Source organism: Mobilicoccus caccae (assembly GCF_030161635.1).
GTDB classification, from domain to species: domain Bacteria; phylum Actinomycetota; class Actinomycetes; order Actinomycetales; family Dermatophilaceae; genus Mobilicoccus; species Mobilicoccus caccae.
This window is the reverse complement of the sequence record NZ_BSUO01000001.1, coordinates 1,875,841-1,889,415: the sequence shown is the minus strand read 5'-3', so window position 1 is coordinate 1,889,415 and position 13,575 is coordinate 1,875,841. Positions and strand designations below refer to the sequence as shown.

General features: G+C 70.2%; 13 protein-coding genes. 5 read left to right on the top strand and 8 right to left on the bottom strand.

Annotation, left to right across the window (positions count from 1 at the left end; all coding sequences use genetic code 11):
* Positions 1 to 195 precede the first annotated feature (195 nt).
* A complete protein-coding gene (locus tag QQK49_RS09140; protein WP_284303640.1) occupies positions 196 to 1,422 on the top strand; it encodes a L,D-transpeptidase in 1,227 nt (408 codons plus the stop codon).
* Positions 1,423 to 1,426: 4 nt separating this feature from the next.
* Here the strand turns inward: QQK49_RS09140 and QQK49_RS09135 are convergent, their stop codons facing one another.
* From QQK49_RS09135 to ctaE, 5 genes are all read right to left on the bottom strand, one after another.
* Positions 1,427 to 1,768 (bottom strand): metallopeptidase family protein, encoded by a 342-nt coding sequence (locus QQK49_RS09135; RefSeq protein ID WP_284303639.1) that lies wholly within the window; start codon positions 1,766 to 1,768, stop codon positions 1,427 to 1,429.
* Between the two features lie 89 nt (positions 1,769 to 1,857).
* Complete coding sequence (qcrB, locus tag QQK49_RS09130; protein ID WP_284303638.1) at positions 1,858 to 3,606, bottom strand: cytochrome bc1 complex cytochrome b subunit; 1,749 nt, start codon at positions 3,604 to 3,606, stop codon at positions 1,858 to 1,860.
* Positions 3,603 to 4,736 carry a cytochrome bc1 complex Rieske iron-sulfur subunit gene (gene qcrA, locus QQK49_RS09125; RefSeq protein ID WP_284303637.1) on the bottom strand — a complete coding sequence of 378 codons (1,134 nt, stop codon included), beginning with the start codon at positions 4,734 to 4,736 and terminating at the stop codon, positions 3,603 to 3,605. Before qcrA ends, qcrB begins: the two co-directional genes overlap by 4 nt.
* A gap of 45 nt (positions 4,737 to 4,781) precedes the next feature.
* Positions 4,782 to 5,576, bottom strand: a complete 795-nt coding sequence (gene qcrC / locus QQK49_RS09120) for a cytochrome bc1 complex diheme cytochrome c subunit (RefSeq protein WP_284303636.1) — start codon at positions 5,574 to 5,576, stop codon at positions 4,782 to 4,784.
* Positions 5,577 to 5,655: 79 nt separating this feature from the next.
* Positions 5,656 to 6,330 (bottom strand): aa3-type cytochrome oxidase subunit III, encoded by a 675-nt coding sequence (gene ctaE / locus QQK49_RS09115; RefSeq protein ID WP_431310523.1) that lies wholly within the window; start codon positions 6,328 to 6,330, stop codon positions 5,656 to 5,658.
* A 234-nt stretch (positions 6,331 to 6,564) separates the two neighbouring features.
* Between ctaE and QQK49_RS09110 the strand changes: the two genes are divergently transcribed.
* Both QQK49_RS09110 and trpD read left to right on the top strand, forming a co-directional pair.
* On the top strand, positions 6,565 to 7,050 hold the full coding sequence (locus QQK49_RS09110; protein ID WP_284303634.1) for a PleD family two-component system response regulator: 486 nt from the start codon (positions 6,565 to 6,567) through the stop codon (positions 7,048 to 7,050).
* 7 nt (positions 7,051 to 7,057) lie between these two features.
* Positions 7,058 to 8,134, top strand: coding sequence for an anthranilate phosphoribosyltransferase (gene trpD, locus QQK49_RS09105; protein ID WP_284303633.1), 1,077 nt, complete (start codon positions 7,058 to 7,060; stop codon positions 8,132 to 8,134).
* Positions 8,135 to 8,172: 38 nt separating this feature from the next.
* Here trpD and QQK49_RS09100 read toward each other — a convergent pair whose 3' ends face one another.
* Together QQK49_RS09100 and QQK49_RS09095 are read right to left on the bottom strand one after the other, a co-directional pair.
* Entirely contained in the window at positions 8,173 to 8,451 is a 279-nt protein-coding gene (locus QQK49_RS09100; RefSeq protein ID WP_284303632.1) for an Lrp/AsnC family transcriptional regulator, read from the bottom strand.
* Positions 8,452 to 8,464: 13 nt separating this feature from the next.
* Positions 8,465 to 10,258: a DEDD exonuclease domain-containing protein gene (locus QQK49_RS09095; protein WP_284303631.1), complete on the bottom strand. Its 1,794-nt coding sequence runs from the start codon at positions 10,256 to 10,258 to the stop codon at positions 8,465 to 8,467.
* A 217-nt stretch (positions 10,259 to 10,475) separates the two neighbouring features.
* Between QQK49_RS09095 and QQK49_RS09090 the strand changes: the two genes are divergently transcribed.
* Positions 10,476 to 10,694 (top strand): hypothetical protein, encoded by a 219-nt coding sequence (locus QQK49_RS09090; RefSeq protein ID WP_284303630.1) that lies wholly within the window; start codon positions 10,476 to 10,478, stop codon positions 10,692 to 10,694.
* A 109-nt stretch (positions 10,695 to 10,803) separates the two neighbouring features.
* On the top strand, positions 10,804 to 11,733 hold the full coding sequence (locus QQK49_RS09085; RefSeq protein ID WP_284303629.1) for a hypothetical protein: 930 nt from the start codon (positions 10,804 to 10,806) through the stop codon (positions 11,731 to 11,733).
* Here the strand turns inward: QQK49_RS09085 and QQK49_RS09080 are convergent.
* Positions 11,724 to 13,517, bottom strand: coding sequence for an AMP-dependent synthetase/ligase (locus tag QQK49_RS09080; RefSeq protein WP_284303628.1), 1,794 nt, complete (start codon positions 13,515 to 13,517; stop codon positions 11,724 to 11,726). The genes QQK49_RS09085 and QQK49_RS09080 overlap by 10 nt on opposite strands.
* Between the last annotated feature and the right edge of the window lie 58 nt (positions 13,518 to 13,575).

Below are 13,575 nucleotides of genomic sequence, written 5' to 3'. Positions count from 1 at the left end.
GCCCCCATCTCGTTACGCGAACTCCGGTCACGCAGACCGGGGTTCGCGTAACTATGTCGCCTCGAAAACACGTGCTAGCTGGCCAGTATGCGAAAAATCGGCCACCATGGTTCGAGGGGGCAGCGCCCGCGACGGGTGCGAGGGATGGTCGAGCAGGGGTCACGAGCCGGTCGGCTCAGTGGGAGGACGAGTAGGGTGCTGGTTCGCGGTGTGAGGGTTCGTGTGCGCCATGTGGGCGTGCCGCTGGCGCTGGGTGCGCTGGTGGCGACGGCGGGATGCAACACGAGTCTGCCCGTGGTCTCCGGCGAGGCCGGCGATACGGCGCAGAGTCCTTCGCCGACCGTGCCGGATGCGGCCCTGCAGTTCTCCCTCAAGGACGCGCAGACGCCCGTCAAGCCCGACGAGGCTCTCAAGGTCGCCGTCCAGGGTGGCGAGCTGGTCTCCGTGCGCCTGATCGGTCCTGACAAGAAGCCTCTTGGCGGCAAGATCGTCGACGGCATGTGGCAGGTGGCCCCCGACACGCGTCTGGTACCGGATGCCTCGTACACGTGGCGGGCGAGTGCCAAGAACTCCGCGGGCAAGGTGACGCAGGAGGAGCGGTCCTTCACGACCATCAAGCCCAAGGTCACCGCCACCTACCGGGTCACCCCCGACGGGGCGACGGTCGGTGTCGGGATGCCGGTCATGGTCACCTTCGACAGCGCTGTCAAGACGCCGCAGATGCGCGCCGACGTCGAGAAGCGGTTGTCCATCAAGGTCACCCCGGCCCAGAAGGGCTCGTGGGGGTGGCTCGACGAGCGTCAGCTCATGTGGCGGCCCGACAGCTACTGGAAGCCCGGCACCAAGATCAACGTCAACGCGCCGCTCACAGGCGTCCAGACCGGCGACGGCAAGTGGATCGCCGAGAACAAGGGCGCCACGTTCGACATCGCCAAGCGTTCCCGCGTCAGCACGGTCGACCTGGCCAACCACGTGATGACGGTGCGTGAGAACGGCAAGAAGGTCGCGAGCTACCCCATCAGTGCCGGTAAGGCCACCGACGAGTGGGAGACCCGCTCCGGCACCAAGATCATCACCGAGAAGCACGCCGACTACGTCATGGACGCCGGCACGCTCGGTGTCGGTGAGGACGACCCCAACTACTACCGCACCGAGGTCAAGTACGCGATGCGGGTGACGAACACCGGTGAGTTCCTCCATGCGGCCCCGTGGTCGGTGTGGGCCCAGGGGCGCCGCAACGTCAGTCACGGCTGCGTCAACATGAGCACGGCCGCCGCCGGGGAGATGTTCCGGGCGAGCATCATCGGGGACGTCATCGAGTTCACCGGATCGGCCCGCAAGATGAAGCCCGGTGACGGGATGTCGGTCTGGCTCTTCGACGCCAAGGAATGGCGCGAGCGCAGCGCGGTCGCCTCGAGCTGACCCCTCAGCCCCACCCGAGTGCGTGGAGGCGCTCGTCGTCGATGCCGAAGTGATGGGCGATCTCGTGCACGACGGTGATCGCCACCTCGTCCGCGACCTCCTCGGGCGTGTGGCACATTCGTAGCGTCGGCCCGCGGTAGATGAAGATCCGGTCGGGCAGGCCCATGTCGCCCCACGTCCGTTCTGTCCTCGGCACGCCTTCGTAGAGCCCCAACAGGTCCTGCCCGTCCGGCGCCTCGTCCTCGACGAGGAAGACGACGTTGTCGAGCATGTCGAGCAGCTCCTGCGGTACCTGGTCGAGAGCGTCCGCGACGAGCTCGTCGAATCGGTCGGGCGACATCTGCATGGGGCCCATGGTGACGCACGGGGGAGCCAGGACATGAGTCGGGGCCGACCGCAGAAGCGGTCGGCCCCGACTCATGGGGTGCAGGAGGATCAGTGGCGATCGCTGCCGCTCTCGATCTCCTTGTGGTCGATATCTTCCTTGGCGAGCAGCGCCTGGTCCGCGGCGTGGTCGTGGTGCGCGTGCGCCTCGGCCAGTTCTGCGGGGGTGGGCGGAGCGATCCTGTCCTTGAAGTAGAACCGCGACCACGCCGCGCGACGCTTCTCGTTGCGCGCGGTGGGGGAGGCCACCCCACGCTCGTCAGAGCCCGAGGTGAGCTGCAGCGGCTCCGGCGACTCGTGCTGCACCAGCGACCAGCGGGCGTAGTCGTCGAGCGGCTCGTGGACCTCACGGAACTCACCGTCGGCGGTACGGACGATGCGTCCGGTCTCCTTGCCGTGCAACACCAGGTCGCGGTCGGCACGCTGCAGCGACAGGCAGATGCGCTTGGTGATGAAGAACCCGAGGATCGGGCCGGCGAAGAACAGGAACCGCAGCAGGTAGGTGATGTCGTTGATCGACAGCCCGATCTTGATCGCCATGATGTCATTGCCGGCGGCGAAGAACATCACCAGGTAGGCGATGAGAGCGGCCACGCCGATTCCGGTCCGGGTCGGGCGGTTGCGCGGACGGTCGAGCAGGTGGTGCTCGCGCTTGTCGCCGGTCACCCAGGCCTCGAGGAACGGGTAGGCGCCCACGAGAGTGAACACCAAGGGCAGCAGGACGATCGATCCCAGCGCCACGTTGAGACTGAACGTCCAGCCGAACAGGACGAACTCCATCCACCCCGGAAGCAGACGCAGCGCGCCGTCGGCGAAGCCCATGTACCAGTCGGGCTGCACGCCGGCGGTGACCGGGGAGGGGTCGTACGGACCGTAGGCCCAGATCGGGTTGATCGTCACCAGCGCCGAGATGAGCGTGATGATGCCGAAGACGATGAAGAAGAACCCGCCGGCCTTGGCGGCGTACACCGGCATCACGCGGTAGCCGACGACGTTCTCGTTGGTGCGGCCCGGCCCGGGGAACTGCGTGTGCTTGTGCACGACGACGAACACCAGGTGCGCCGTGAACAGGCCGATGAGCAGCGCCGGGACGAGCAGGATGTGCGCCATGTAGAGGCGGGCGATGATGACCTCGCCCGGGAACGCGCCGTCGAACATGAAGTAGCTGATGATCGAGCCGAGCACCGGCGTCGACTGGACGAAGCCCTCCATCACCCGCAGGCCCGTGCCCGAGAGCAGGTCGTCGGGGAGGGAGTAGCCGGCGAAGCCCTCGATCATGGCCAGCAGCAGCAGGACCGTGCCGATGACCCAGTTGATCTCACGCGGCTTGCGGAAGGCGCCGGTGAAGAACACGCGGGCCATGTGCAGGCCGACGGCCGCGACGAAGAACAGCGCGGCCCAGTGGTGGACCTGGCGGATGAGCAGACCGCCGGGGATCTCGAAGGAGATCCGCAGAGCGGTCGCGTAGGCCTCGCTCATGCCGACGCCGTTGAGGGGCGCGTACGGCCCGTCGTAGGTGACGTGCTGCAGCGAGGGGACGAACCACAGGGTGAGGGCGACACCCGTGAGCAGGGCGACGATCATCGAGTACATCGCGACTTCGCCCAGCATGAACGACCAGTGGTCCGGGAAGACCTTGTTCATCAGGTAGCGCATCGGCTTGGCCAGCCCGGTGCGGTCGTCGAACCAGGAGGCCAGCGCACCCCCGCGGCCGCCACGACCACCTCTCGGAGCGTCGGTGGTGGGCTGATCCTGTGCGCGCAGGCGGTCGGCGGCGCGGCCAGTTGCTTGAGTGCTCATCGCTCACGGCTCCAGAAGCTCGGTCCGACGGGCTCCATGAACGGCTGAGCCGCCACGAGGTACCCCTCGTCATCGACGGCGATCTTCAGCTGCGGCAGCGGCCGCTTGGCCGGGCCGAAGATCACCTTGCAGTCCTGCGTCACGTCGAAGGTCGACTGGTGGCACGGGCACAGCAGGTGGTGCGTCTGCTGCTCGTACAGGCCGACCGGGCATCCGGCGTGGGTGCAGATCTTGTTGTAGGCGACGATGCCCTCATACCCCCAGTCGCGGGCCTTCTGGCTCTTGAAGGAGGCCGGGTCCAGACGCATGAGCAGCACGGCGGCCTTGGCCTTGCGCTGGATGAAGTTGAGGTCCTCGTCGTGCTGGAACTCCTGGCCCTCCTGTGCGTGCTGCGGCGGGGAGTCGATGCCCTCGGGGAGGATGTGGAACACCGATCCGAGCTTGACCTCGTCCGCGCGGATTGGTGTCATCTGCGGGTCGCGCATGAGGCGCATGCCGGTTTGCCAGAAGGTGTGGTGCATCTCGCGACCGGGAAGGGGGCCGAGGCCACCGATGACCGGCAGGAGCGGCGGGAGCGCGAAGATGCCGAGCGCGGTGGCGCCGAGGACACCGATGAGCGGACGGCGGCCGAGCTGGGCCGCGTCCTTCCCCTCGTTCAGGGTGCCGATGAGGCCGTCGCGGTCCTCCGCGGAGGCCGACACCGGGTGGCGTTCCTCGACCTCTTCGTGATCGGGCATCAGGGTCTTGGCCCAGTGCACCGCGCCGAGGCCGATGCCGAGGAGGCTGAGGGCGAGGCAGACACCCATGAGGGTGTGCTGCATGTCGATCCGGCCGAACAGCGGTACGGAGACCCAGGTGTGCAGGTCGACGGCGAAGTAGGCGACGACGAAACCGACGGAGGCGAGGATCGACACCGTGAAGAGGGCCAGGACCTGCCGCTCGGCGCGCTTGGCGGCCTTCTCGTCCACGTCGGCGTGGCGAAGGACGTGCGGCGGGAAGCCGGGGTTCTCGAAGCGGTGATCGGCCCGCTCGAGATCCGCGGAGTGCTCCCCGACGTCACGGCGCACCGGAGCGGTGGTGCTGCCGTGAGACAACCCCTCCTGTTCCGGGGTGGTGCCGGTCTCGTTCATGTCATCGTTCCTGTCGCTGTCGTGCGGTCGAAGGGTGGCCACGGGTCAGGCGGCCTTACGGGCGAGCCAGACGGCGGCGCCGAGCATGAGGGGGATCGCGAAGAGCCAGAGGAAGAAGCCGTCGGCGACGGGGCCCAGGTTGCCCAGGCTGTGACCGCCGGGGTTCTCGTTCTTGTCGAGCTCGTGGAGGTAGGCGATGACGTCGCGCTTGGCCTCCGGGTCGAGGTTGGTGTCGTCGAACACCGGCATCGACTGCGGCCCGGTGAGCATGGCCTCGTAGATGTACTTGCCTTCGATGTTCTTGAGCGGCGGGGCGTACTTGCCGCGGGTCAGCGCACCGCCGGAGCCGGCGAAGTTGTGGCACATGGCGCAGTTGACGCGGTAGATCTCGCCGCCGCGGGCCACGTCGCCGTTGATGCCGCTGGCGATCGAGGCGTCGGGCACATCTGGGCCGGGGCCCAGGGAGTCGACGTAGGCGGCCATCTGCCGGATCTGCTCCTCGGAGAACTTGACGTCCTCGTTGCGGCCCGCCTGCACCGCAGGCCCCGCCAGGGGCATCCGGCCGGTTCCGACCTGGAAGTCGACCGACGCCGCACCGACGCCCACGAGGCTCGGGCCGGCGCTCGTGCCCTCGGCCTGCTGACCGTGGCAGGTGGAACAGTTGGCCTTGAAGAGACGCTGGCCGGCCTCGACCTCGGTCGCCGTGTAGGGCCGGGTCTCCGCGCCGGCAGGGCCGCCGGGGGCGATCACCGCGTAGATACCGCCCACGGCGACCAGGGCGACGAGGAGCAACGTGAAGATGGCCGCGGGGTGGCGGCGGGAGACGGGGGAGGAAGTCACGAGGGCGTCCTTGGCGTCGAAGGTGCAGGGGCGGTGCGGAGACGGGCGCAGGTCGGGGTGCGGCCGGGTGGAGTCGGCGTCACCGGAGGATGTAGATGACTGCGAACAGGGCGATCCACACGACGTCGACGAAGTGCCAGTAGTACGACGTGACGATGGCGCCCGTGGCCTGGCGGTGCGTGTACCGGCGCGTGGTGAAGCTGCGGCCGATGATCAGCAGGAACGCGATGAGACCACCGATGACGTGGATGCCGTGGAAGCCGGTGGTGATGTAGAAGGCCGAACCGTAGGCGTCGGAGGACAGGGTCAGGCCGTGCTCGACGAGCTCGGCGTACTCGTAGATCTGACCGGCGACGAAGATCGAGCCGAAGATGTAGGTGAGCACGAACCACTCGCGCATGCCCCACTGACGGAACTGGAACAGCCCGCCGGTGCGGGAGCCCTGACCTCGCTCGGCAGCCGCGACGCCGAACTGGCACCACAGCGAGCTGATGACCAGGATGCTCGTGTTGATCACCGCGAACACCACGTTGAGGTGCTCGGTGCCGGTCTCCCACAGATCGGGTCGCACCGACCGGATCGTGAAGTAGATGGCGAACAGTCCCGCGAAGAACATCAGTTCGCTCGACAGCCACACGATGGTCCCCACGGAGGCCATGTCGGGTCGGGTGACAGGTCCGTGGCCCGGAACAGAACTCGGGCGGGGACCTGGTGAATGAGCTTGAGCAGAGGAAACAGTCGCCACGGGCGCCATTATGGCCTGATCTCGGCGTGAATGGGACGTTGGGGCTCGGGCGCGTCTTCCTCGCGTGTGATTCGGGCCTGTGGGAAGCGCCGTGCACCGGGTCGGAGAGGGGGCGTCGGGGGTCGCCACCGGCCCCGTTCGACGAGGTGGACCGCGCAGGTCGCGGGGCTCGCCGAGTGGGTCGGCACGTCGGGGCGGGGCGGTCGACGTCGGGATGGACCGGGTGTCGGTAGGATTCGTCCCATGACAGGCCCCAGCAGCAGCGAGACGGTGACCGAGCCGACCGAGAACCCCTCCCGCCGAGGCGGTGACGTGCATTCGGTGCGCGTCCTGTTGTTCAGCGACGACCGCACCACCCGCGACGCCGTCCGGTTGGCCGTGGGACGGCGCCCCGCGCGTGACGTGGAGATCACCTCCTGGCTCGAGTGCGCCACGGCGCCCGCCGTGTCCGAGGCGGTCAAGGAGCGGCGTGTCGACCTGCTCGTGCTCGACGGCGAGGCCGCGCCGCTCGGTGGTCTGGGGCTCTGCCGGCAGCTCAAGCACGAGATCTACGACTGCCCGCCCGTGATCGTGCTCACCGGCCGCCCGCAGGACGCCTGGCTCGCGTCCTGGTCCTACGCCGACCATGCGGTGCCGCAGCCGATCGACGCCCTCACCATGGCCGAGGCCATCGCCGAGGTCGCCCGTTCGATCGGCACCGGGACCGACGCCGACGCCGACGACGCCTGAGCCGGTGATGCAGGAGCACACCTGGCCCGACGTCCTGGGCAGCCTCATCGCGCGCGAGGACCTCTCACCCGCCTCGGCGTCCTGGGCGATGCAGCGCATCATGACCGGCGAGGCCTCGCCCGATCGGATCGCCGGTTTCGTCATGGCCCTGCAGACCAAGGGCGTCTCGGTCTCCGAACTCGTCGGCATCGCCGACGAGATGCTCGCTCACGCCCGGCGGATCGACGTCCCGGCGCCGAGCCTCGACATCGTGGGTACCGGTGGAGACCGGCAGAACACGGTGAACATCTCGACGATGTCGGCGATCGTGGCCGCGTCGGCGGGAGCCACGGTCGTCAAGCACGGCAACCGGGCGGCATCGTCGAAGTCGGGTACGGCCGACTGCCTGGAGGCCCTCGGGGTCGTCCTCAGCCTCGGCCCCGAACTCGTCGTCGAGGTGGCCCGCCGGGTCGGCATCACCTTCTGCTTCGCGCAGGACTTCCACCCCTCGATGCGTCATGCCGCCGGACCACGGCGCGAGCTCGGCGTCCCGACCGTCTTCAACCTGTTGGGGCCGTTGACCAACCCGGCGCAGCCGACGTTCGCAGCCGTCGGGGTCGCGGCCCTGCCCGCGGCGCCGCTCGTGGCCGGGGTCTTCGCCTCGCGCGGGCGCGATGCCGCGGTCTTCCGGGGACGCGACGGACTCGACGAGCTGACGGTCACCGGGCCCTCCGACGTGTGGTGGGTCCGCGACGGCTCGGTCATGCAGTACGTGGCCGACCCGGCCGAGGTCGGTCTGGGCACCCACTCGCTGGAGTCGCTGCGAGGGGGCGAACCGGAGGAGAACGCCCAGGTCGTCCGCGATCTTCTCGCGGGGGACTCAGAGGGCAGGATGGCGGCCGTCCGTGACGCCGTGCTGCTCAACGCCGGGATCGCGCTGACCGTCGTCCACGATGGCGAGACCACGACCGTCGGGGATCAGGAGACGTTCGTCGAGGGTCTGCGTGGCGGCGTGGAGCGCGCCGGCGCGGCGATCGACTCCGGCGCGGCAGCCGACAAGCTCCGGCAGTGGACCGAGGCCAGCCGTGAGGTCGACCCGGGCTGACCTCACCCGGGCAGGATTCAGCTCGAGCAGGATTCAGCTCAGTCGAGTCCGATGCTGAAGGCGGCCTCGAGGTCGGTGGTGCCGTACGTGCGGAACGCGATGTGCGTGTCCGTGGACAGCACGCCCTGGGTCTTGTTGATGCGGTCCGCGATGACGTCGGCGAAGTCCTCGTGCTGGGACACCCGCACCATGGCGATGAGGTCGCAGCCACCCGTGACCGAGTAGACCTCGGTGATCCCCTCGAGCTCGGCGAGCTCCTGGGCGACCTCGGGAATGCGGTTGACCTCGGCGTTGATGAGAACGATGGCGGTGATCACCCGTCCACTCTAGTCAGAGACGGCGGCGCGCAAGGCGGTCGCCGCGATCATCGGGTCGCAGAGTCGGTGCTCCCTCGGCGCCGGCCACCGGGCAACTCCACGTGCCGACGAGGTCGACGAGCCGCACCCCGTCCTCGATGAGCCACCTGTGCAGGATCTCGGTCTCCTCGGGGTGCGTGGCCGGGTTGGGGGCGGGGCGGGGCTCCACGACCTCGGCGGTCGCCCGCATGGCCGAGATGAAGGGCATGGGGTCGGCGCCGGGTGGCGTGAGGGTGGTGCCGGCCAGGCGGCCGTGCCGGATGGTCACCACCTCCCACCCGCCGACGTCGCGGCGCCGCGCGGCGACGATCTCGGGTGCCGCGGCGAGTGGCGCCAGACGCTGGGCCCGTGAGAGACCGTCGACGAGCGCGGCGGCCCGTTCGCGTACCGTGCCGGCCTCCTCGTAACGCTCCTCGGCCGACAGCGTCTTCATGCGGGCGTGCAGTGTCTCGACGGCGGAGCGGTCGAGTCCACCCACCAGGGCCGTGGCCCGCTCGGCGAGAGGCGCGTACTCCGCCACGCTCTGCTGCCCGCGGCACGGAGCCCCGCAGCGTCCGATCTCGGCGAGCAGGCAGGCCGAGGCGGCGGCGGAGATCCGGGCCAGGCGCGTCGTGCACTGGCGCAGGGGGATGACCTCGTGGACGGCGGCGATGGCGTCGACCGCGCTCTGCCGGCGGGGGAAGGGGCCGCAGTAGGCCGCGCCGTCGTCCTTGACCGAGGTGACGATCGACAGCCTCGGGAACGGCTCGGCGGTCACCTTGACCCACGCCTTGGAGGACGGGCGCTTGGAACGCCGGTTGTAGGGCGGGTCGTGTTCGGCGATGAGCCGCAGCTCGCGGACCTGGGCCTCCAGCCGTGTCTCGCACACGATCGGCACGACGTGTTCGGCGGCCTGGAGCATCTCGGTCATCCTCGAGCGCTGCTCGGAGGCCGTGAAGTAGGAGCGCACGCGGCGCCGGATGTCGGTGGAGGTGCCGACGTAGAGCACCTTGCCGCGCAGGCCCGTGAACATGTACACCCCCGGCCGGGAGGGAAGCCCCTCGCCGAGGTGCCGCTTGCGTCGCTGCGTGGGGTGCACGCGCGAGGCCAGCAGATCGAGCTCTTCGAGGGTGCGGGCCGCCAGCGGACCGGACCCGCCGGCGCGCGCGAGCAGGCCGTGCAGCACGTCGACGGTGGCGCGGGCGTCGTGCAGGGCCCGGTGGTCGGGCTCGACCTCGGTGCCGAAGAACCGGGCGAGGGTGGCGAGCTTGTGGTTGGGCACCTCCTCCCGCGTGACGAGGCGACGGGACAGGACGACGGTGTCGACGACGGCGGGGGAGGGCCAGGGCAGTCCGCACCGGCGTGTGGCCGCCCGCAGGAAGCCGATGTCGAACGGGGCGTTGTGCGCCACCAGCACTGCGCCCCGGGCGAATTCGAGGAAGGAGGGAAGTACCTGATCGATGCGGGGGGCGCCGAGCAGCATCTCGTCGGTGATGCCCGTCAGCAGGCGGATGAACGGCGGCACCGGCACCTGCGGGTCGACCAGGGTGTGGAACTCCTCGATGACCTCACCGCCCCGGACCTTGACGGCACCGATCTCGGTGATGTGCGCGTCGGAGGGGTTGCCGCCGGTGGTCTCGAGGTCGACCACGACGAAGGCGACCTCGGACAGCGGGGTGCCCAGCTCGTCCAGGGTTCCCTGGACGTACGGCGACCCCGCGTTCTCCCCGAGGGAGGGCGGGCTCGCGAACTGCTCCGTGGTGACCCGGCGGGCATCGTCGACGTGCATGTCTGGACAGTCCCAGAGACCACCGACAACCCTTCGACGACCCGCGTCCGCGACACACGTGAGGTTCGTCGCTGTCGACCGGACGGGGTGCACCGGTGGCCGCCGAGGGCCCGTGACGACGCCGGTGGGGAAGGGTTGTCGGTGGGGGTTCTAGGTTGCGGGTGAGTCGGTGGCCGGTCTGGTCGCCGCCGTCGAAGAAGCCTGACAGGAGGCCGACATGATCGTGGACTGTGGCACGTGCCCGGTGGCCGGGTGGGCGTGCGCCGATTGCGCGGTGCGTGTCCTGCTGGAGGTTCCGGTGGGAGGTCTGAGACTCGACCCGGTCGAGCGCCGGGCGGTGGACGTGTTCGTCGGAGCCGGCCTCCTCCGGGCCGAGGATGCGAGCGAGCTCACCGCCGAGGTGGAACCCTGGGAGGGTGTTCGCGTCGCCGGGTGACTCAGCAGACCGACGCCGGAGGCGCTCGCGTGTGGTGCTCGCGCTGGTGGGCTGCCTGATCGGTGGCCCGGTCGTCGCGGGGTGCGGTGCACCCGGCGAGGGTGGGCCGGTGACCTCCCCGAGCGGGAGGGCGGAGTCGGCCTCACCCGGGCACGCGTCCCCCGGCGTGTCCGATCTGCGCGACCGGTGGCCGAGCGCCCAGGTGATCCGGGCAGGTGAGGCGGTCGTCGTCGGCGCTCGTCCGGAGGCGGAGCTGCGCGACATCGCGGCGGCCGCGGACGAGGCGTGGCAGCGGTGTCGTGCGGTCTGGCCGGAGCAGCCTCCGCCACCGGTGATCCTGGCCCCGGCCACCTCCGAGCAGGGGAAGGCCTTGCGCGACGATGCCCGGCTCGTCTCACCCGACCCCGCCGACGGACGACCGGGTCCGCCGGACTCCTCGGGTAAGGCCGTGACCGACGGCACTGCGACCGATGGGGCAGCGACCGACGGCGCTGCGGCCGAGGGCGCCGCGGCGACCACCGTCGTCGTCGGAGATCCGCCACATAGTCGCGCACGCGTGCACCTCGGCACCGGTGCCTGGGACGCTCTGACCGACGAGGGCCGGCGCGTCGTCCTCACCCACGAATGCGTCCACGTCGCACTGTCTGCGCAGCCACGACCCGATGCCCCCCGCTGGCTCGTCGAAGGCGTGGCCGAGTACGTGGCCTACCGCGACAGTCCGGTGTCGCTCGAGGACGTCTGGGAGCCCTTGCGCGAGAAGGTCACCCGCGACGGGGTCCCGGACACCCTCCCCGCCGCCGACGACTTCGAACCGGTCGAGGGAACCCGGCCCCGATCCCTCGAGCAGCGCCGGCTCACCTACGCGGAGGCCTCCAGTGCCGCCGCCACCTACGCACGTCTGCACGGCGAGTCCGCGCTCGTCGGCCTCGTCGTCACCGGCCCGCCCGGCGGAGGTCGTGACCGCGACGCCTACGGCCGGAGCCAGGCCGAGCTGCTGCCTGCCTGGCAGACTGACCTGCGGCGCGGATCTCAGCGGTAGATGGCCTCGATCTCGTCGGCGAAGTCGCGCAGGATCTCCTTGCGCCGCAGCTTCATCGACGGGGTGAGGTGCCCACTGGCCTCGGTGAAGTCGCCGGGGACGATCCGGAAGGACCGGATGCTCTCGGCGCGGCTCACCGTCGCGTTCGCGCGGTCGACGGCCTTCTGGATGTGCTCGCGCACCATCGGGTCGGTCAGGCAGCTCTCGGGGGTGAGGTCGCCGCGCGAGTGCGCCTCGGCCCAGGAGGGCAGCATCTCGGCGTCGATGGTCACCAGCGCGCCGATGAACGGGCGTCCGTCGCCCACGACCACGGCCTGGGAGACGACGGGGTGCGCCCGCACGACGTCCTCCAGCCCGGCCGGAGCGACGTTCTTGCCGCCGGCCGTGACGAGGATCTCCTTGCGTCGGCCGGTGATGGTGAGGAAACCCTCGTCGTCGAGTTCGCCGAGGTCGCCGGTGCGGAGCCAGCCGTCGTCGGTGAAGGCCTCGGCGGTGGCCTCCGGGGCGTGCCGGTAGCCCCCGAAGACGCCGACGCCCTTGACGAGGACCTCGCCGTCGTCGGTGACCCGCAGGGCGGTGCCGGGCAGGGCCAGGCCGACCGCGCCGATCTTGAGCCGGTCGGGCAGTCCCACGGCCACCGGGGCGGTGGTCTCGGTGAGGCCGTACCCCTCCAGGACCGTGATACCGATGCCGCGGAAGAAGTGGGCCAGTCGTGGCCCGAGGGCTGCACCGCCGGAGACCGCCCATCGGACCCGCCCTCCGAGCCGGTCGCGGATCTTGCGGTACACGAGCCGCTCCATGACGCGGTGGGCGATGCGCACCCGCAGCGAGGGCCCGCCGGGCTCGTCCAGGCCGCGGCTGTAGGCGATGGCCGTGCGCGTCGCGCGGGTGAAGATGCCGCCGCGGCCGTCGCTGCGGGCCTTCTGATCGGCCGCGTTGAACACCTTCTCGAACACGCGCGGCACGGCGAGCAGGAAGGTGGGTCGGAACTCCCCGAGGTCGGGCAGCAGGGACTTGATGTCGGGGGTGTGCCCCACGCGCATCCCCGCGTCGACGGTGACGACCTGGATGAGACGCGCGAACACGTGCGCCAGCGGCAGGAACAGCAGGACGGAGGCGTCGTCGGGCCCGACGATCTCGTCGAGGGCCACGACGACGTTGTCCGACAGGTCCATGAAGTTGCCGTGCGACAACTCACATCCCTTGGGGCGGCCGGTGGTTCCCGAGGTGTAGATGATCGTCGCCGGCGCGGCCCGGTCCAGGCCCTCCCGCCGGGCGTCCAGGGTCGCGTCGTCGATGTCGGCCCCGGCCGCGCGCAGGTCGTCCAGGCCGCCGCCGTCGATGGACCACACGTGAGCCAGCTCGGGGAGGCCGTCCCTGACCTCGGCCGCGAGCGCGGCGTGGGTGTCGTTCTCGTGCACCAGGGCTCGCGCGCCCGAGTCCTGCAGGATCCACTCGAGCTGCGAGGCGGAGGAGGTCTCGTACACGGGCACCGGCACGGCTGCGGCGGTCCACAGGGCGAAGTCGATCAGGGTCCACTCGTACCGGGTGCGGCTCATGATCGCGACGCGGTCGCCCACCTCGATGCCGGCCGCGACGAACCCCTTGGCCAGGAGGCGCACCTCGGCGGCGAAGTCGCGGGCCGTGACGTCACGCCAGAGGCCACCGTCCTTGACGGAGAACGCGACCCGGTCGGGGCGGCGCGCGGCGTTGCGGGCGGGCAGGTCGGCAAGGGTGCCCTCGGTGGTCGGCGGGACGACCGGGGGGACGCTGGATTCACGCACGGGAGTTCCTCGTCGGTGCAGGGACTCGGGCGGACACCCGACGTCGGGTCACCATACC